The 18,771-nt window shown below is 49.1% G+C and carries 23 protein-coding genes and 1 pseudogene; 13 read left to right on the top strand and 11 right to left on the bottom strand.

Annotated features, from left to right (window positions below):
• The first annotated feature begins 37 nt into the window (after positions 1–37).
• Together cspE and ACXKZG_RS00590 are read left to right on the top strand one after the other, a co-directional pair.
• The gene (cspE, locus tag ACXKZG_RS00585; RefSeq protein WP_013204444.1) at positions 38–250 is read left to right on the top strand and encodes a transcription antiterminator/RNA stability regulator CspE; all 213 of its coding nucleotides are present in this window, start codon (positions 38–40) and stop codon (positions 248–250) included.
• 281 nt (positions 251–531) lie between these two features.
• On the top strand, positions 532–1,023 hold the full coding sequence (locus tag ACXKZG_RS00590) for an Hsp20 family protein (protein WP_265909145.1): 492 nt from the start codon (positions 532–534) through the stop codon (positions 1,021–1,023).
• A 263-nt stretch (positions 1,024–1,286) separates the two neighbouring features.
• Here the strand turns inward: ACXKZG_RS00590 and ACXKZG_RS00595 are convergent, their stop codons facing one another.
• On the bottom strand, positions 1,287–1,634 hold the full coding sequence (locus ACXKZG_RS00595) for a hypothetical protein (protein WP_488875551.1): 348 nt from the start codon (positions 1,632–1,634) through the stop codon (positions 1,287–1,289).
• A 255-nt stretch (positions 1,635–1,889) separates the two neighbouring features.
• Here ACXKZG_RS00595 and ACXKZG_RS00600 point away from each other — a divergent pair, with 255 nt between their 5' ends.
• Positions 1,890–3,662, top strand: a complete 1,773-nt coding sequence (locus ACXKZG_RS00600; protein WP_488875552.1) for a methyl-accepting chemotaxis protein — start codon at positions 1,890–1,892, stop codon at positions 3,660–3,662.
• A gap of 84 nt (positions 3,663–3,746) precedes the next feature.
• On the opposite strand, the gene ACXKZG_RS00605 is transcribed toward ACXKZG_RS00600, so the two are convergent.
• Genes ACXKZG_RS00605 through ACXKZG_RS00615 form a run of 3 tightly spaced genes read right to left on the bottom strand, consistent with a single transcriptional unit; the run spans position 3,747 to position 7,585 of the window.
• A complete protein-coding gene (locus ACXKZG_RS00605) occupies positions 3,747–5,057 on the bottom strand; it encodes a c-type cytochrome (protein ID WP_346568794.1) in 1,311 nt (436 codons plus the stop codon).
• A gap of 1 nt (position 5,058) precedes the next feature.
• The gene (locus ACXKZG_RS00610) at positions 5,059–6,831 is read right to left on the bottom strand and encodes a GMC family oxidoreductase (protein WP_013204439.1); all 1,773 of its coding nucleotides are present in this window, start codon (positions 6,829–6,831) and stop codon (positions 5,059–5,061) included.
• Positions 6,832–6,868: 37 nt separating this feature from the next.
• On the bottom strand, positions 6,869–7,585 hold the full coding sequence (locus ACXKZG_RS00615; RefSeq protein ID WP_488875553.1) for a gluconate 2-dehydrogenase subunit 3 family protein: 717 nt from the start codon (positions 7,583–7,585) through the stop codon (positions 6,869–6,871).
• A 387-nt stretch (positions 7,586–7,972) separates the two neighbouring features.
• Here ACXKZG_RS00615 and ACXKZG_RS00620 point away from each other — a divergent pair, with 387 nt between their 5' ends.
• The 3 genes and pseudogenes from ACXKZG_RS00620 to ACXKZG_RS00630 all read left to right on the top strand — a co-directional run bounded on the left by ACXKZG_RS00620 (position 7,973) and on the right by ACXKZG_RS00630 (position 9,502).
• On the top strand, positions 7,973–8,992 hold the full coding sequence (locus ACXKZG_RS00620) for a LacI family DNA-binding transcriptional regulator (RefSeq protein WP_206404523.1): 1,020 nt from the start codon (positions 7,973–7,975) through the stop codon (positions 8,990–8,992).
• Between the two features lie 130 nt (positions 8,993–9,122).
• Positions 9,123–9,227: pseudogene (locus ACXKZG_RS00625) on the top strand (VOC family protein); the annotation flags it as partial.
• Positions 9,228–9,289: 62 nt separating this feature from the next.
• The gene (locus ACXKZG_RS00630; protein ID WP_488875554.1) at positions 9,290–9,502 is read left to right on the top strand and encodes a hypothetical protein; all 213 of its coding nucleotides are present in this window, start codon (positions 9,290–9,292) and stop codon (positions 9,500–9,502) included.
• Positions 9,503–9,567: 65 nt separating this feature from the next.
• Here ACXKZG_RS00630 and ACXKZG_RS00635 read toward each other — a convergent pair whose 3' ends face one another.
• Positions 9,568–9,879, bottom strand: coding sequence for a hypothetical protein (locus ACXKZG_RS00635; protein WP_488875555.1), 312 nt, complete (start codon positions 9,877–9,879; stop codon positions 9,568–9,570).
• A gap of 13 nt (positions 9,880–9,892) precedes the next feature.
• Entirely contained in the window at positions 9,893–10,381 is a 489-nt protein-coding gene (locus ACXKZG_RS00640; RefSeq protein ID WP_488875556.1) for a DinB family protein, read from the bottom strand.
• Positions 10,382–10,628: 247 nt separating this feature from the next.
• On the opposite strand from ACXKZG_RS00640, the gene ACXKZG_RS00645 reads away from it, so the two are divergent.
• Together ACXKZG_RS00645 and ACXKZG_RS00650 are read left to right on the top strand one after the other, a co-directional pair.
• Positions 10,629–11,267: a glutathione S-transferase family protein gene (locus ACXKZG_RS00645; RefSeq protein WP_488875557.1), complete on the top strand. Its 639-nt coding sequence runs from the start codon at positions 10,629–10,631 to the stop codon at positions 11,265–11,267.
• A 90-nt stretch (positions 11,268–11,357) separates the two neighbouring features.
• Complete coding sequence (locus tag ACXKZG_RS00650) at positions 11,358–11,735, top strand: RidA family protein (RefSeq protein ID WP_346568225.1); 378 nt, start codon at positions 11,358–11,360, stop codon at positions 11,733–11,735.
• 83 nt (positions 11,736–11,818) lie between these two features.
• On the opposite strand, the gene ACXKZG_RS00655 is transcribed toward ACXKZG_RS00650, so the two are convergent.
• The 4 genes from ACXKZG_RS00655 to ACXKZG_RS00670 all read right to left on the bottom strand — a co-directional run bounded on the left by ACXKZG_RS00655 (position 11,819) and on the right by ACXKZG_RS00670 (position 13,438).
• Positions 11,819–12,001: a hypothetical protein gene (locus ACXKZG_RS00655; RefSeq protein WP_071822133.1), complete on the bottom strand. Its 183-nt coding sequence runs from the start codon at positions 11,999–12,001 to the stop codon at positions 11,819–11,821.
• Positions 11,998–12,606, bottom strand: a complete 609-nt coding sequence (locus tag ACXKZG_RS00660) for a TetR/AcrR family transcriptional regulator (protein WP_488875558.1) — start codon at positions 12,604–12,606, stop codon at positions 11,998–12,000. Before ACXKZG_RS00660 ends, ACXKZG_RS00655 begins: the two co-directional genes overlap by 4 nt.
• Positions 12,607–12,937: 331 nt before the next feature.
• Positions 12,938–13,243, bottom strand: a complete 306-nt coding sequence (locus tag ACXKZG_RS00665) for a hypothetical protein (RefSeq protein WP_134823023.1) — start codon at positions 13,241–13,243, stop codon at positions 12,938–12,940.
• Positions 13,244–13,438, bottom strand: a complete 195-nt coding sequence (locus ACXKZG_RS00670) for a YgdI/YgdR family lipoprotein (RefSeq protein WP_134824825.1) — start codon at positions 13,436–13,438, stop codon at positions 13,244–13,246. It lies immediately after the preceding gene.
• 476 nt (positions 13,439–13,914) lie between these two features.
• Here ACXKZG_RS00670 and ACXKZG_RS00675 point away from each other — a divergent pair, with 476 nt between their 5' ends.
• Positions 13,915–14,310, top strand: a complete 396-nt coding sequence (locus ACXKZG_RS00675) for a VOC family protein (protein ID WP_134823022.1) — start codon at positions 13,915–13,917, stop codon at positions 14,308–14,310.
• Between the two features lie 103 nt (positions 14,311–14,413).
• Here ACXKZG_RS00675 and ACXKZG_RS00680 read toward each other — a convergent pair whose 3' ends face one another.
• Positions 14,414–15,493: a type I restriction endonuclease gene (locus ACXKZG_RS00680; protein ID WP_134824824.1), complete on the bottom strand. Its 1,080-nt coding sequence runs from the start codon at positions 15,491–15,493 to the stop codon at positions 14,414–14,416.
• 671 nt (positions 15,494–16,164) lie between these two features.
• On the opposite strand from ACXKZG_RS00680, the gene ACXKZG_RS00685 reads away from it, so the two are divergent.
• From ACXKZG_RS00685 to ACXKZG_RS00700, 4 genes are all read left to right on the top strand, one after another.
• The gene (locus ACXKZG_RS00685) at positions 16,165–16,986 is read left to right on the top strand and encodes an RNase A-like domain-containing protein (RefSeq protein WP_488875559.1); all 822 of its coding nucleotides are present in this window, start codon (positions 16,165–16,167) and stop codon (positions 16,984–16,986) included.
• Positions 16,987–16,994: 8 nt separating this feature from the next.
• Positions 16,995–17,291: a contact-dependent growth inhibition system immunity protein gene (locus ACXKZG_RS00690; RefSeq protein WP_013204426.1), complete on the top strand. Its 297-nt coding sequence runs from the start codon at positions 16,995–16,997 to the stop codon at positions 17,289–17,291.
• Positions 17,292–17,383: 92 nt separating this feature from the next.
• Positions 17,384–17,791: a YdcA family protein gene (locus tag ACXKZG_RS00695; protein ID WP_488875560.1), complete on the top strand. Its 408-nt coding sequence runs from the start codon at positions 17,384–17,386 to the stop codon at positions 17,789–17,791.
• A gap of 297 nt (positions 17,792–18,088) precedes the next feature.
• Complete coding sequence (locus ACXKZG_RS00700) at positions 18,089–18,619, top strand: hypothetical protein (RefSeq protein ID WP_151036279.1); 531 nt, start codon at positions 18,089–18,091, stop codon at positions 18,617–18,619.
• Positions 18,620–18,771 lie beyond the last annotated feature (152 nt).

Here is an 18,771-nt window from a genome sequence, read left to right on the forward strand (position 1 = left end):
GCCACTCATGTGGCCAAAAAAAATAAAGGAAGTATCTATGTCTGATTCAATGACTGGTTTAGTAAAATGGTTTAACGCTGATAAAGGTTTTGGCTTTATTTCTCCACAGGATGGCAGCAAGGATGTGTTCGTACACTTCTCCGCCATTCAGAGCAATGATTTCAAAACCCTGGATGAAGGTCAGACAGTGCAATTCTCCGTGGAGAATGGTGCCAAAGGCCCGTCAGCGGTAAATGTCATACCGATGTAATTCGGTCCGTGACCGGAGTTTAAAACAGCGATGACGGCAACAGCCTGAGCAGTTAAGCTTCAGTTAACGTAGAAAAACCCGCCTTGTGCGGGTTTTTTTATGCCCGTTTCACGCCGGTCCCGCTCGTCTTGAGGGGGAGGGAATGACGTAACGACAGAGCCCAAAAAATTTTTTTTTGAGAGTCTTGAAAATCCGACAGCAGATTATATAAATAGTCATGACCGGGGCTCGCCCCGCTTCGATGAACTTTTGGATGAACCCTTATTCAGAGGATTATCATTATGAATCTACGCAATTTTCCCGTTTCTCCTTTCTTCAGTGACGCGATACTGTCTGACCGCTTTAACCGTATGGACAGACTGTTCAGCCAGCTGACCGGCGATGCCAGCGCAGCGTCTATTCCCGCCTATGATTTGCAGCAGCTCGACGGCGAGCACTATGCCCTGACCGTCAGCGTACCGGGCTGGACGCAATCTGAACTCGAGATTGAAGTGACAGGAGGCCAGCTGACGGTCGCCGGACGCAAAGCCGGTAACAACAAGGCTGACGCTGATGCTGAAAAAGAGGCTGGCCCATCCTGGCTTCACCGGGGAATACATCAGGCTGACTTCCGTCTGAGCTTTACCGTTCCTGAGCATGTGAAGGTGACCGGGGCAAGGCTTGAAAATGGCCTGTTGCGGGTGGCGCTTGAGCAGGAAGTACCGGAAAGTGCAAAACCCCGCCGTATCCCGATTGAACAGGGCGATACGCAACTTCTGTCCCATCAGGCGTAATTCCGTTAACCACGTTATCCTGGGGTGTTCTGCCCCAGGATAACGTGCAACTGGAATTTGCTGCGGGAGGTTTATCGTGAATATGTTCACCAATCCCTCAGAACCCACCAATGAGCCAACCACATCCAGCGAAAGCATCCGGCGCTTCAGCACGGACAGGAGGACCATATGATCAACATGATCATAGTGAACACATCTTTCATTGCCACCGTACTGGTAATGGCGTTCGAGCTGATGCGCAATATTCATAAATGAGGGTGTTTTTAGCCCTTAACGCCCCGGTCATTTTCTTTAACGAATGCTTTCTTCTGCAGCGATGCATTAATTTCATCGCGCAATTGTTTTACTTTTTCCAGATAAGTGCCAGAATGAATTAGAGACATAAGTAGCACGCTATTATAAAGTGCGCGATGTATCTGGATGCAAGAGTTTCTTATTTGTAATGCCAACACCGGGGAATACCCACTACCGTTTCTACGTTCATATGTTGCAAGCCAAGAGGTCAGATGTTTTGTCATAAACGCCGGGCGGGATGCTGTTAAAAAAATTCCCGCTCCGGCTTTGACAAACACGCAGTCAGCGTCAACACTCCTCTGCGTTACATTTTTCAAAATCAGTACCAACTAAAAGAATAAGAATCCGTCATTTCCCCCTGCGATTCTCGCAAGCGACACCCCCTCACCACCCGACACTAGTAAACTTGAGTAATTGTTGATTTTGTAACTATAAATAGTGAAATTAACACTCTCCCTGCCGATAACCCTGTGGCCTCACTGGCAATCACATGGACAACACGACAGGGGAATTCGAGTTTTATGAAAAAATCACGTGTTTTTTTGGAAAATATCAGAGTCGGCAGGAAGCTCATGTTGGGATTTGGGCTGGTGCTGATCCTCAGCATTGCTGTAGCGGCCTGTGGTATTAAAAACCTGCGGGATATTGCGGAGCGTGCGGACAAACTCAGCCAGCTGAAGAACATTAATGACCAGTTCTCTCAGGCCAAAGATGCCCGCCAGCAGTACGTAAAAACCCATGATGAAAAATTTATCGCGGCGAATGAAGAGCGGTTGCGGGCGGTAGAAACCAACATTGACCAACTCAAAACCCGGCACTGGAATGCCGAACAGAGTCAGTTGATTGCGTCACTTCCGGGCGCCATGAGCGTCTACCGTGAGCATCGTGCAGAGACGGTAAGCGAAGTGCATTCCCGTCAAATTATCCTGCAGGCACTGAGGCTTACCGGTGAAACCGCCGACGCTGAGGCGATGGCGCAAAAATACAGCGCCTCGCCGGACGGTACGGCCGCCGCATTGAACGACGTTGCTAAACACCTTGCCGGTGTCAGCGTCCGTGTTCGGCTGATGGAGCTGGATAACAGCGCTGAGAATCGTCAGGCATTAACTGGCTTTTTAGCTGAAACGATTCAACTTATTGAGCAGGCCAGGCCCCGCCTCAGCCCTGAGGACGGCAATGCCATAGAAAAACTGGCGGTGCTGCTGGCCGCCAGACGCGACAGCGTGCAGGAATATAACACGTCGGCGCTGGCGGAAGAGGAGGCGACCCGGCAGCTTGGCGCGGCGGGGGCGCAACTGACCACCACCAGTAATCAGCTGTTCAGCCAGCAACTGAGTGCCACCCATGAAGATATCGCCAGTGCTATTCTGTGGATGTTGATGATCCTTACCGCTGCGGTCATCGCCAGCATTGTCATTGCGGTGATTATTTCCCGGCAGATCACCCGTCCGCTCGCCGCCACGCTGCAGATCGCACGACAGATTGCGCAGGGTGATTTGAGCGTGCGTCTGGAGACCTCGCGTCGGGATGAACTGGGCGAGCTGATGAAAGCGGTTGGCGGCATCAGCAACGATCTGCGCAGCATCATTGGCGATATTCGCAGCGGTGTTATCCAGGTCAGCCAGGCGTCCGCAGAGATTGCGACAGGGAACAACGATCTTTCGGCCCGAACGGAAGAGCAGGCGGCCGCGCTGGAGCAAACGGCGGCCAGCATGGAGCAGCTGACGGCCACCGTGAAGCAGAATGTGGAGAATATTCACCACTCAAGCGAGCTGGCACGCGCCACTTCCGAGACGGCAAACAAAGGTGGCGTGTTGGTTAAAAGCGTGGTGGACACCATGAATCAGATCAGCGCCAGTTCCAGTAAAATTGCCGATATCACCACCGTGATCAACAGTATTGCCTTCCAGACCAACATCCTGGCGTTGAACGCGGCGGTGGAAGCTGCCCGCGCGGGCGAACAGGGCCGCGGCTTTGCGGTGGTCGCCAGCGAGGTGCGGAACCTTGCCCAGCGCAGTGCGCAGGCGGCAAAGGAGATTGAAACCTTGATTGCTGAATCCGTCGCGCGCATTGGCAGCGGCTCGCAACTGGTCGGCAAGGCGGGCGAAACGATGAATGAGATTGTGAACTCTGTCGGCAATGTCACCAGCATACTGGTCGAGATTGCTCAGGCGTCCGACGAGCAGAACCGCGGAATTTCTCAGGTTGGCGTGGCTATCGTGCAGATGGACAGCGTCACCCAGCAGAATGCGGCGCTGGTTCAGGAGTCGTCGGCGGCTGCCAGCGCGATGCGCGACCAGGCATCGATGCTGGAAGCGTCGATTGCACGGTTTGTGGTGCAGTAAGGCGGCTGCGCGGGCAGGATGCTCAGCGCATTAACGTGTCAGTAAAAAAGGCCGGCAAGCCGGCCTTCATCGCAACAAAACCCACTACTTTTCTGGCATCTGCGCGGGCATGTTTATCAACGCCCGGTTTTTCGCCACATCATCGGCCGTTACGGCCGGCGCGGCATTGCCCCAGCTGTTCCGCAGATAGGTTGCGGCAGCCGCGACCTGTTCATCAGACAGTTTCCAGGCAAACGACGGCATCGCACCGCTGGTTGGGTTGGACTGCGTCACCGCACCCCTGCCACCCTGCAGGATAGTGGTAATAATCGACGACGCATCGTCCGCCATCAGCCCCGGATTGTTCGCAAGGCCGGCCGCAAGCTGCGGGATACCCTTGCCATCACTGTTATGACAGGCGCTGCAGTTGGCGGAATAGACGTTGGCTCCCATTTTCATCTGCGCCGAATCGGCCGCCAGCGGTTGTGGGGCTTTGGTCCCCGAGTCCGGCTGCGATTTCAGGTAGACCGCAATCGCGCGTAGATCCGCATCGGTCAGATGCTGGGTCGAGTTGGTCACCGCTTCCGCCATCGGCCCGGACGCCACCGCCACATGGTTACTGCCGGTTTTCAGGTAGTCGACGAGTTGCTGGTCGCTCCAGCTGCCGACGCCGGTATAGCGGTTCGGGGTGATATCCGGCGCATGCCATTCCGCCAGGTTACTGCCCTGCAGATAGGCTCCGGTATCGCCACCCAGCAGATTTTTCGGCGTATGGCAGGCGCTACAGTGCTCCAGACCTTCCACCAGATAGGCACCGCGATTCCATTCGGTGGATTTGGATGTGTCCGGCTCGTATCCGCTGTTTTTAAAGAACAACAGGTTCCAGCCCATCATCGCCAGACGGATATTGTACGGGAAGCCGAGGTGGGTCTCCGGAGCGTGATAATTCACCGGCTTCACCGAGCGCATATACATCCACAGGTCGTGCATGTCCTTGTCGCTGGTTTTCACGTAGGCGTTATACGGCATCGCCGGATAGAGGTTTTCGCCGTCTTTGCCCTTGCCGTGACGCACCGCGCGATAGAAATCACGCTCGGTCCAGCTGCCAATTCCGGTTTCCGTATCAGGCGTAATATTGCTGGCAACGATGCCGCCAAACGGCGTGCTGATCGAATAGCCGCCGGCAAAGGCATCTTTGCTCTCCGGCGCGGTATGGCAGGCCACACAGTCGCCGGCGATGGCAATGTACTTCCCGCGCGCCACGGCGGCAGCATCCTCCGCTCCCGGCGGCTGGCTGGTGAGGAGGGTGTTATCCGCAACGTCATCCGCGCGGGTAGTGCCATTTTGCCACAGCAACCCCGCGGCCACGGCGACGGCAATCAGCGCCACGCCGCCCAAAATTTTGGTCTTTTTCATGTCACACCTTCACCAGTGGGCCGGGGTTTTTCACGTATTGCTCAATAATGGCTTTTGCCGTCCACAGGCTGAGTGCGCCGATGGTGCCGGTTGGGTTGTAGCCGGCATTATTGGGGAACGATGAAGCGCCAAGGACAAACAGGTTATGCATGTCCCAGCTTTGCTGATAGCGGTTGAGCACGCTGGTCTGTGGGTCGGTCCCCATCACGGCGCCGCCGATGGTGTGGTCACTGGCAAAGTTATACGGCGAATAGTGGCCCGAGGCGGAGTTGGTGCCGTTGACGATTTTGGCGCCCATTGCCTTGCCGATTTCCACGCTTTTCTCTTCGATAAACTTCGCCGCAAGACGGTCGTTTTCGTTGTAATCGAAGGTTACGCGCAGCAGCGGATTGCCGTTGTCATCTTTGTATTCCGGGTCCAGGTCGAGGTAGTAATCCTCATGGGAATAGCTGGTGCCCTGGCCGAAGATAAAGGTGCCGTTCTGGAACGCATGGGTATAGGCTTTTTTCCACTCTTTGCCCCAGCGCGGCGTGCCTGGCGGCAGCGCATCGGCATTGCCAATCGGACGCGCACCGCGCGCCACCACCAGAATGCCGGCTCCGCCGATAAAGCCGAGGTTGGTGTGATCGAAGTTATCGCCGTTGAAGTCGTCCACCTGCTGCGAAAGCGCGCCGGCACCGATAAACTGGTTGAGGTTTTCGTCTTCAAAGAACAGGGTGGCACCGGCCACGGTCTGGAAGCTGTAGGCGCGGCCGACCACGCCTTTTTTGCTGACCGGATCGTAAGGCACGCCGATTTTGGAAAGCAGCAGCAGACGCACGTTCTGCATCTGGAATGCCGAAAGGATCACGATATCCGCAGGCTGGAACCACGCTTTTTTATTGCGATCCAGATAGGTCACGCCGGTGGCGGTCTTGCCGTCGTCGGCTTTATTGACCTTCACCACGGCGGAATCGGTCAACACCGTGAAGTTCTCACGCTGCATCAGCGCCGGGATCACGCAGGCGTTCGGGCTGGATTTGGAGAAGTTACCGCAGCCGTAATACAGGCAGTAACCGCAGTAGGTACACGGCCCCATACGCACGCCAAGCGGGTTGACGTAGGCGCGGGACGCCTGGCCCGCCGGGACCATAAACGGGTGCTGACCGAGGGATTTTGCCGCATCGCGGAACAGATCGGTCAGACGCATGCCTTCCAGCGGCGGCAGCGGATATTCACTGCTGCGGTTGCCTTCAAACGGGTTGCCGTCCGGGATCACTTCGCCATTCAGTTTGCCCGCTTTGCCCGATACGCCGGCGATTTTTTCGAAGCGATCGTAAAACGGTTCCAGTTCGTCATAGGTCACGCCCCAGTCCTGCAGGATCAGCCCTTTGGCGATCTGCTTTTTGCCGTAGCGCTCAACGGTCTGGGTGTACGGCTGCAAATCGAACGGGGTGAAACGCCACGCCATGCCGGCCCAGTGGGTACCGGATCCGCCGACGTTATAACCCAGCTCATTCAGGTTCCAGTCGCGGCTGGGTAGCGCCTGTTGGGTGATGTTATTGCGGAAGGTGGTGGTTTCCACTGCGGGCGGCAGCAGCATACTGCGGCGGGTATCCCAGCGCAGTTCATCGGTATCTATCGACGGTGGAAAATCCGTGGCGGTTTCAAACCACGGACCGCGCTCAACGGCAACAACATTCAGGCCGGCACGGGTTAACTCTTCGGCAATCAAAGAGCCACACCATCCCAGGCCGACGATGACGACATCAGCTTTTGGACGCACGTTATTCATAAGACTTTGCTCTCTACATAAATATAACAGCCAGTATTTACAGGGTGTTATCAATCAGACTGGTGGGGATGATATTCAGCTTCTGCCCTTTTTTACTCAGCAGATCGCGGAAGTCATAACGTGCTCCAGGGAAGCCCAGCATTTTCCAGCTGGTCATCTCTTTATTTCCACCGTATATCGGGTCGGAGAGAAAACCTTCACGGACGTTTTGCAGCAGCAGCTCGAAAAAGACTTTGGTATCCACGTCGGCACCTAAATCGAATTTACCGGCTTCCATCGCATGCAGGATCTGCTCACGGCGAGGCTCATCCAGTTCGATAAACGTTTTGCCGTAGGCTTTGCGGGTAGCCTGATCCAGCGCGGTCAGGCCCTGGCGGTAACGCTCCGCAGGCGTCAGCAACGACTGCTGGCCCTGCTCAGGTGTGCCTTTCACAAAGCGTCCGAGGCGGTAGACGGCAACGGCCTTGCCATAATCGCCCGCCAGCTGACGGTCGATAAAGGTGGCACAGCCCGCGTCTTTGCCACTGAGGCTGGATTCATCCGCCGGGATAAAGTGCTCAGCAATGATGCCCACGGTGTCAGACTCATGTTGGGTCAGAAACTGTAAGCCGCCGGTGCGTGGCGGAGTGGGAGGGGTATTTACTTTTCCTGGTTGCCAGGGCTGGCCACCGGTGACGACTTCAGCCTGAGCGCCAGGCAATGACGTCGCCACACCCAATGCTGCCATTGAGGTGAGAAACTCTCTGCGTTTCATAGATTCCCTGCCGGTTAATTGATCACATTGCGGAATTATTATTTTAATTTTGGAATAGAAATTCGTGATATTTAGATAATTTTAAATATCAAATCAGAGATATTTACTTCACATGTAAATAAAGTGTTTAATAAAGCATTAACAAACTTGGGGGATAATAATTCGTAGTGTGATCGCGACCAAGATTTTCGTTGATGGTTTTACATCATTGCCTCCGGCCTGCTGCTTTTTTGCGCCGGACAAAAAGGTGTCCTGCCTGCAATCGCTCGAATTGTGACGCGTCGGCAAAGAATTTCATCCAACCTATCGCCCTGTTTTTCGCTGTGATGCAGAAAGTGAACGCGGCATGTTTTCGTCAGGATTTTTACCGGGTTTCCGGGAGTAAAAATGAAAAAGTTAACCCTGCAAATGCTGGCGAAAATGGCTGGTGTGGGCGTGGCCACGGTAGACCGGGTACTCAACGATCGCGGCGGCGTTTCTCCCGAGACGGTGCGAAAAGTGCTGCACGCCGCGCGAGAAGCGGGGCTGAAGCGCTATCTGCCGGAAGAGCATAAGCAGCCGTGGCAAATCGAAGCGTTTCTCAGCAGCAATCCCTCGTCGTTTTTTCAGCGGCTGAATAACGATCTGAGTGCCGTCGCCAACCATTTGGGTTATCAGCGCTTAACGCTGCATCGCACCTTTATCCCGGAATCGCAGCCAGAAATTCTGGCGCAACGCATTATCGCCAGCAGTGAGAAACGCGACGGCCTGATCGTGTTTGGTCATGACTATCCCATGATCCACGACGCGCTGGCGCACTGTCATGCCAACGGCATTCCGGTGGTGACCTTCGTGACGGATATTCCGGATGCGCAACGCCTTTGCCACGTCGGCATTAATCAGTATCAGGCAGGCCGCACCGCAGGACTGCTGATGAGCAAAACGATCAATACCACTGGCGATGTGATTATGGTCAGCGGGCGCATCGACTATCGCGCCCACCGCCAGCGCATTGAAGGGTTTCGCGATGCGATGGCTGCCCACGCGCCGCAGGTGAAACTGCGGGAAGCGCTGGCCGGACAGGATCAGCGAGACACCATCCGCTCGCTGCTGGATTCGACGCTCTCACTGTCAAATGACGTGGCCGGGGTTTACAACACCGGCGTGGGCAATACCGAAGTGCGGGATATCCTGCAAAAGCACCAGCGGCTGGGCGTATGCGCCTTTATCACCCATGAGCTGTACAGCATCACCAAAGCCATGCTGCAGGAGGATGCGGTGGATTTCACCCTCGACCAGAATGCCCATCAGCATGCGCGCCTTTCGATCGAGCTGCTGTTGAGTCATCTGGAAACCGGGTATCAGCCTGCGCTGTATGAGGACGGGAAGGTCGATTTGAAGATTGTGACGTGTGAGAATTTGGGTTGAAGGTGGGGTGATCATTTCCGGGTTTTAGTGAGGGAGTACAATCTGCAATGTGTCATAAGTGGGCATCAAATTTTGGACCCATCCAGACTGTCAATAGGGATTAAAAGTGGTTATGCCCGGCGGAGCAGAAATGAGAACGTTGAAGCTCTGCACGGGAGAGGTGGAGATAGTGGTTGATGACTATGATCGGGCAATTGAGTTTTATCCGAAAGAGCTGGGCTTTACCCTCGTTAAGCACATAAAATCAATGTCATCCCCTGACTACAATGAAATTATTAGCATTATTGAGGGTGTTGAATGAAAACCATTATGAAGTTAATTGCTGTTATGTTTTTTGACTGGATTTTATTGGCTGTATTTTTATTTCTTTCAACCATTTATTTCATTTTTATCCCTGAACATTGGGGGAAGTTGGTACTCATTACTCTTGTTTTTATTGGATGGTTTGGTGGTGGAATGTTAGAAAATTTGATGAGCCCTAAACGAAAGTTAACAAAGTCAAAAAGATAAAATAGTTATTATTTCCCTCCTGTCATAACCTGAATCATGCCAAATAACGTCACCCAAATTTGCCCCTAAAGCGGTGAGATAGCCTCAACTTCATGCTGGAATACATAGGGATCGGAAAGCAATTCGAACACCTCGTCATCTGGGTATGTCACTGCCACATGATAATTTTCACCCGCAAAGGCTTTCACCGAGCTAAGGTCCTGCCAGTAGGTGGCAAGGAAAAAATGCTCCCAACCGGTCTGCGTTTCTCTTCGCACGAATGCGCCCTTATTTCCCTCGACACTCCTTGAATGCTCCACGCCTGTTTTATCGAGATGCTTAGCAAAGCCCTCTGTATGTTTAAGTGGAACGCAACCGTGCCATGTCCGGACAATCATTAACTTTCTCCTTTTAGTGATTATGATCCCGAAGAAAAACCGTTACCACGTCTTTGGGGGGAATGCCTCCGCACTCGGAAATGAGCCATCCGACAGCGCCGCGATGATAGGTCCCATGGAAAAGCACGTGGTTGATCATGTCGAGTGACTTCATTTCACCTTCACCGCCATCGACAAACTGGAATCTGATAACTTCAGCCAAATCGGCACCTTGCACGGCGCTCACGCGCTCGATATACCACTCGGTACATTCGCGCATATTCACTCGCAATTCTTCAACTGATGGCGTTTCTGGCGTGTTGAGGGCGGTATATCCGTGTTGTTGGCTGGTCATGTTAGCCTGGAAAATTCTGTCTACTACGTAGATGTGATTCATCAACCTCAGCATCAGGTGATGCTTCTCGGGATGGATTGAATCATCGGTTTCCTGTATCGACTGGAGGGTAGCTGTATCCGCCCACAGTTTATATTTTAGTAGCGTAATTAACGTGTCCTTATCCATTACCTTGCCCTTCATTTCCTGTGAAGCGATATCATGCCTTCATTGCGTCTTGCAGTGCAACATAACTAAACCAACACGGTCCTGCCTATATATCGTAATCATTGAGTCGCTAAAACTAATGCATATGAAATTGGGCTTGTTCTGCTCTAAGCCCCAACAATACCAAAGTCCTATATTAATAATTGTTCAATAGGCTCAAGGACCCTTGTGGTAACCTGGCTTGAATGTCATGCCAAAAGGAGTCCAGATGCTAACAGTATGGGGTCGCAAGACGTCTTCGAATGTTCAGGCTTTGATGTGGTGCATTGGAGAAATGGAATTGCCGTACGTCAGGCACGACATAGGGGATAAGTATAAAGGGACTGAGACTGATTTTTACTATTCACTTAATCCAAACAGGACTGTTCCGGTTCTGCAGGATGGTACCGCTCCACCCTTATGGGAGACGGGAGCCATTCTTCGCTATCTCGCTAATCGCTATGGTGCTGAAAGCTTCTGGCCTTCGGATGACATACAAAAAGCGAATATAGATAAATGGGCTGAATGGTCAAAAATTAATGTTGCGACAGCATTTAATCTCCCTGTGTTTTGGCGTGTTGTACGTACACCGCAGGAAAACCGAGACGAACAAGCTATAGCTGAAGCGATGGTGAAGTTAGAAAACTACCTCTCAGTTGCAGAAGCGCAGTGCGAAAAACACCGCTTTCTGGCGGGAGATGCTTTTTCTCTGGCCGACATCCAGTTTGGTCACGTGCTATACCGTTATTACGATATAGATGTCGTCCGTAAGTCTTTACCCAGATTACGTGCGTATTATGAAAATATCGCCGTGAGGCCTGCTTTTCAGGAGCATGTCATGGTCTCATATGAAGAGTTGCGCGCTTAACGTTACTCGTTTGACCTAGCAAGTTATGAGCTATAAACGGACGTTGAGATGATACGATTGGCACCTGTTCACTCTCAAAAGGAAATCTGCATGAGTAAGGTGGTACGGAAGAATTATCCTGAACTGGGCGAGGTAAAGGCTCCCTACGTCCACTCTGTTCGGCACAATGACACACTCTATATTTCAGGACTGACTGCATTTGGTACTGCTGCTCAACATTCGGGCATTGCAGGGCAGGCTGAAGAAATATTCGGCCAAATCAGGAAAATCATTAGCGCAGAAGGAACAGATTTTTCAGCGCTGATCAAAGTGACTATTTTCATCACCTCTTTTGAAGAGATCCATGATCTGCGTAAAGTGCTTTACCGGCATTATGGCGATCATTTGCCTGCCAGTTCGCTCGTTGAAGTCAGCCGCCTTTTCTCACCTGACCTTTCAATCGAAATTGAGGCTATTTTTGCTCTTTGATTCATTGCTAAAAGCCGCGCGGTGATTCCTGTTCGGCTCAAGCATGATTATAAAAATCAGCTTTAGAATACAACTGAGCGCTTTCATGTAAAAGGCCAAAAATTTGACCACGGCGCACACACCTTTAAATGAGTCACAGGAAAGCGTCTTTTATAAAACCGGCCTTTATCGATCCAGCCGCACAGGGCGATGCCGTTCTCGTATTCAAGAACCACCATTGTGTGTTTTCGTTTATGGCGCTGAACAATGGTGCCCACTTCTGTCATGTTGATACCTTGTTTGATAGCACCGACCTGACGATAAAATCGTTGCTCCTTCTGAGGTCTTCAATTGCAGGCTGAATTTTTGCGTACACACGCATCCCTTCCAGCAGCATGAAAATACTTACGGCCATTACTCTTGCATCTTCATCCTGCCGAAAGACCTGCTGTGCCTGGCCTTTGGTCAATATGGTCTCTAATTGATTAATTATCTTATTGAATTTATCAGACACCTTGTTTTTGACCTCTTCATCACCCGGCAGGAGTTCACTGGCGGCGGCTATGGTAAAGCAGCCTTTATCTCCTTCAGGAGCAGATGAGAACAGGGCGACAAATTCGAGCGTTTCACGCAATGCATCTTCTGGCGACAAGTCCGTATCACGCTTCATGCCTCTGGATGTTCCTTCATCCATATATTGCTGAAGTGCAGCAAGGTAGATAGCCCGTTTATCCGGATAAAGTTTATAGATGCTGGCGCTTGCCAGGCCTGACGCCTTCATAAGGTCAGACATCGAGGTTGCCCGGTATCCTTTCTGCCAGAAGCACTCCAGCGCAGTGTTAAGAAAGTCCTTTGGATCAAATTCTCTGGGCCTACCAACCGATGCTTTCATAAGGTTCTCCTGTGGGGGGAGCAATGATTGTAGATCGATCAATCTACAATTGGAAGCTTCTGTGAAATTCTTCATTGACGCATCCTGGCTGTCCGTTTTTCTTTAAGGGTGACAAGAGTGGCGGGGGGGCTACAACACTGACGTGGGCAGTACCGAGGTGCGGGATATCAACCCCCTTGGTATAAGGACATGAAGGTTAATTTGAAGATTGTGACTTGTGAGAATTTGGGTTGAGTATGGAAAGGGGGGGCAGTACTGAGTTGCTGAAAAGGCGGCCCCCTGAGAACAATGACTGCCATTTGTTTGCAAATAAAAAACTCATTTTTAACGATTATTTTTTAATTTCAATCTGTTGCCATCCTTTCTTGAACATGCAGTCCTTAACAAGGATAGTGCGCTGAGTTTCATTGACGTCACTTGTTGAATAACTGGTGTCAGTGGACTTATCTTTCTTATTTTTAGACGTATATTTATCGCTCACCACGTTATCGGGCGGTAAATCACGTAGCGCCTGAGCCTGGCAGGCCGTTTCTGCCATCGCCTCCTGCTGCTCATTCGCATCAGCCTTAACCCATTTATATTCCACGCAGCCTGTCAGACAGAGGGGAATAAGCAGTAGCATTAGTAGTCTTTTCATTTATTTTTCAATGATTTCTTTAACGTCTTTCTGGTTCATTTGGTGGGTGACCCCGTCAGCATCTTTATATGAGATAAGTCCGGTGTCGTTATCTTTAACCGGTTTACCGTGCGTGGTGATCATGTGCCCGTCATCGGTTGAAATCACATAACTGCTTGAGCATGCGGTGAGACTCAACGCAGCGGACGCAACCATACAAGCCAGGATAAGTCGTTTTGAAGATGCAGATACTTTCATTTTAAGCTCTCTGGTTTGGTATTTTCGAAATGAATGATAAAGAGGTTGCTGATTATCACGCGCACTCTGTAAACAGATAGTCAATGGCCGGGTAAAGAAACGCGCGGGTATATTTTTCCATGATCTTAATCATTTTTTATAATGCGCTTGCATGGGAAATTTTTTTCCAATTCGGTTAAGCAGGGGAAATGGACATCTGCCTGCAAAGCCCCTCACAGCGCAGTGTTAAGAAAGTCCATAGGATCAAATTGGCTGTCCGTGTTTCTTTAAGGGTGATAAGAGTAGTCTCATTGCTGGGCAGGAGAGTTTTCCTTCAGCAACCTTCATCTCTGGGACGGGTGAAGAGACTCTGAACAATCTAAACGCAGAATGAGGTTTGTTTATGATAAAAAGAACTCTCCGGGCATGTATGCCTGAAACCTGGTGGAGCAGAAATGAGAACTCAGAAGCGATGCATGGGATATGTGGCCATAGTTGTTGATGACTACGATCGGGCAATAGCGTATTACACGGAAAAACTGGGCTTTACGCTCGTTGAGGATACACCGCAGCCAGGAAAACGCTGGGTAGTCGTTACACCAAACCCGGACAGCGACTGTAATCTTCTATTGGCTCGCGCATCAAACGAGAAGCAGGAAAACTTTATCGGCAACCAGTGTGGCGGACGTGTTTTCCTTTTTCTTCAGACTGATGACTTCTGGCGCGACTACACCGCCATGAAAGCTAAGGGGGTGGAATTCTGCCAGGAACCTCGCGAAGAGGAGTACGGTACAGTTGTTGTATTTGAAGACCTGTATGGCAACCGCTGGGATCTTTACCAGAATAAGTAAAGTCAACGCTCTCTGGAGGCTACACCTTTAGAGAGTAGCCTTAAGGATTTCGCCTAACTCTGAGTTCACATGACTCATCTTATATCCGCGCCTGGCCGGATATTTATAAGTATAACTTAGCGGCTGTAATCAATTCCTCTGAGAAATTGAATATATCATCAATATTACTCAAAGGGTGTCTAATTTCTTTCTTGTTATCATCAAACAATCCAATATACATCTGGCTTCTATTTAAATGAAGCCGGCATATTGGTTTTCTGTTGTTATCATCAATGAGTATGCCGAAATAACTTTTAGTATCTCTGAACCCAATTCTCTCCGGTGAGAGAGTCGTTCTGATTATTGACTTAACGATATGGAAACCTTCAATCTCTTCTGCGGTTGTGACAATATCATTATTCTCTTCTGCAGTTGAGATATCATCATTGGTAGTTTTCTCAACATCAGTTTTTGTCTCGACAATTTTTGTACTGTTGAGGGCTGATTTCAGTCTTTCATTAACTTGGTCAGTCATCCATTGTGTCAGCGATTTTTTGGTAAGTGCTGAAAAAAGCTCCCTGACTTTCTGGGTTTGCACACCCTCATATACTCGCGATGCAATTAGCCGTACAAAATCATCATCAGGATTTATAAATTGCGATGAGATTATTTTCTTAATTTGACTGACATACTTTAGTTCACCAGCAGCGTTTACAATTGAATCAACATCAAATGCACTTTTAGTCAGCTTGAAAATCTCAGGGACGACGTTCTCATCAATATAATCTAAATCAAGCTCTAAAAATGGTTTCTCATCCATTTTGTTAGGGGAGTCTAGATCTGTGAAAAACTTATAAACCTGTCCATTGGTTAATATAGATATGCGTGCTGTAGTTACATGGAAATACCTGAAAAGTTGAGATGCATGGTTAATGTTTAATGGTTCGCCAATTTTTTTGCATTCAATAAGGATCTGTATTTCACCATTTTTTATTATTGCGAAGTCTATTTTTTCGCCTTTCTTGGTGCCAACATCACAAATGTATTCAGGTATGACTTCTGTTGGATCAAAAACATCATAACCAAGAACTTTGTTAATAAATGGCATTACGAAGGCACTTTTTGTTGCCTCTTCAGTTTTAATCAATGATGCCTGTTGTTTAATTTTTGCAGAGAGATCGTTAAGCGTGTCCAAAATTTCCATTTTTTCACCAGTTTTTGGTTTCATCGATTAAAAAGACCAGCACCATCTTCTAACACCCTGTTTTAACACTTAAAATTCTATATCTTTCTTTAAAAGCTCATTGAGATGAAGGAAATCTTAAACCTTCATTAATAACGACGTCGTTATGAAGCATCAATATCCTTTAGGGATTATCTCATTGACACTAACAGTATCCGATCAAGGATTTCTAATCAATACCCCGATGAAATATTTCAACACATCCATAACTATCTGAATTAAATGGTTTTAAATGAAATGATCCATGAATTTTAGTTAACTTTTAACTAAATATCGCCTTTTTTTTAAACAACATTCATCTGCCCTATTTTTTAATAAAGTTAAGCTGGACAGAAAATTCTTACACTCTGAGTGCTGAAAAAGCTTATTTCTCATGATTTATGCCGATCGCAGGCAGTGCCAGCGATTAATCAATGTTTAACCTTCTTTTATCAGCGTTTGACGATTTTAATATTGAGTGAAATTCTTGCAGTCTTCATTCGGAATCCTGGAAAGACACTTAAGAAAGTAACCTGAAAATGCACCCTAATTTGAGTGCATTATCATGTTTTTTAGAATTTAAACTGGATCTTATTCAGTCATCCTAGGGATACTACGCAGCAGGATGTATTTTAACCAACAGGGATGAAGTTATGGAAAATGATGTCAAAATCGTGATGTCCCCGGTGCAGCTCGCAGCTGCACTCTCAGACAGGTCCGTTACAGAAGGTGAAACTCTCAGTAATCGTTTATTTGGCGGCCTTGGACTCGTCATGGGCACTCTGGAGCTTGTGGGGGCGACGGCTCTGTGTGTCGCTCCTGAGCCGACAGGATTAACCAAAGCCGGATGTATTGTGGTTGGAGCGCACAGCCTTGATGGTATTAATACCGCTGCAAATCAGATTATTACGGGAAATAATACTCGCTCAGCCACCTATAAAGCTGCTACTGCGATGGCAAAAGCTTTCGGTGCTGACGACGATACTGCGTTGAAGATCGGGCTTACCGTGGATATCGCCGTGCCATTAGGATTCGCATTGGCGATTGGAGCTACCCGCGTTGCAGCGGTGAGGGCTGGCCGCATCAGATTGAGAGAGCATGAGTCAGCGACTAATCTCAAGCTAGGCGGACATACCCTTTCCATGCATATCGGCAAGAGTGACAGTGACCTTTTGGCCAGATTTCAAACAAATAAACGATTGCAGTTCTCCTCTACATTTTCAGATGTGCGCATAGCTGAGGATGCCATCTCAAGAGCGATTTTTATCAATAAATCATCGATAAAGTCCGTATTGGCTGGAGGACGGCCCGAGGCCAGGCTCACCATTCGTTACCCGACAAATGAAGTCCTGGGTTATGGTTTCAGGCGTGGAAGCAGTCAAAGAATGATTTTGAAAAATGTCAGGGTCGTTATCGAGTTTCAAAAGTACAACGGTAAGCCATATTATATTCTCACCGCCTTCCCGGATGCATAAGGAACACAATGCAAAAATTCAATTTGCTTGATCAACTGATATTCGGTTATTTCAATCAAGATTACGACCTCATCAATGACGGTGAAGAATCTATGGAAGGGATCATAAAACTCTATAAAAATAGATTTATGGACTGGATGTTGAAAGATCTTATTGATGAAGTCGATGATTTCATTACCGCTTATGGTGATGGCGTAGAGGATGAGTTCGAGAAGAGGTACGGGCATGATTTTTCACCAGAGCTGTGGGAGACAACGGCCCTTGAGTTTTTGATGACGGTACGCCGTATAGCATCAGAGAAGTAAAGCCCGATAGTTCCCGCTCAGGCTCATGTAGCACAATCATTTATGCGTACAGTGTTCTACAGGTTTGTTGTTTTTTACGTTAAGGATAATGAATGAAAAAAATACTCTCTCTCCTCGCCCTGATGATGTTGGTCACCATGCAAGCTGAAGCTGCGCGTGGGCGGCAACCTTGCTCAGGCTCAAAGGGCGGTATCTCTTACTGTACTGCTGAAGGGGGTTTCATCTGTAACGATGGCAGCTTGAGCCAGTCTAAGCGGTTCTGTTCAGGCTATGGCACTCGAAGTATCCAACAACCGATTCCAGAATCACGCATTAAACCGTCACCTCCTAAGAAAACCAGTGTGAAAAAACCGATACACAGCGAGAAAGTAGATTCCCAACCTGCTCAAAATGATGACGCTTCAAAGCTGGAACCGAGAAAGCCGACCTGTGCGCCGATTTATATGGCAGATAAGGCTGGATATACCCATCTCCCGATTTGTTCTGGAAACCAGTATTAACGGATATATTCCAATAATTTCTATTACTCCTGAGAAATTATTAACATATTAAACTGTCTTTAACTCAGGAGTATTTACAAAAAGCCTGCAACACCCACCCTCAATACATTTTTTTGCGAGCCACTTCTAACCCTTCAAATTTGAGTATTTTTCACTCAGTTTTCATTTGACTCACTATATATGCATACAGGAGACTATCACCGTTACGCATTACCCCGCGTAACAAATAGCAACGCCCCGAAAGTGCTATCACACAATCGAGGCGTCTGACCACAAACGTTAAAGGAGCTAACGAATATGGCTACGGCATACAGTAACACAAACAGCTACGATGATTTCACATCTGAATCTTCAATTTTTGATTTGAGTATTCCAGCGCTGTTGAAATTACCGGTAAATACCTCTCTGGACTTATTCCAGATACTGGATATTTGTCGTTGTTATGGCGATGCATTAATTGAGAATGACTTTGAGGAACAGCGCATGGCGCTTTGTGGCCGCCTGTTCGCCGGACTGGAAGTGCTAAAGGTGGTATTAACCTATCCTTTACCTGACTATCTGATTGAACAGCTCACGGTCGATGAGGTGCAGTCTGGCGGCTATATCAGTCCGCTGACCAACGACTCGGAAACGCTCTGTGGTTATTGTTCTGCGCTGGCGCTGGTGTTGCTCAGCCAGCGGCAACCGCAGGAGCAGGCAGAACAGATCACCGAATTGCTTTTCGATATGCTCTACGTTCTGACTGAAGACCTGAAAGCACCGCGCTTTATCCGCACCAGCGAGGGGTTAGCCATGATTGAAGGCGAAACGCTGCTGCCGGTTCATTAAGTCACTGTCATTCAGCCCGAGCAATCGGGCTGTTCTGAGCCTTTGAAACAAAGGCTTCACAATAAAAGAACCCTTCTTTACAAAATTTCTGTGCCTTCCAGCCGCGAACGCTTTATCTTCTACAGCAAATTTGCGAGCGTGCGCGTTTCCAC

Source organism: Erwinia sp. 2186, assembly GCF_057812255.1.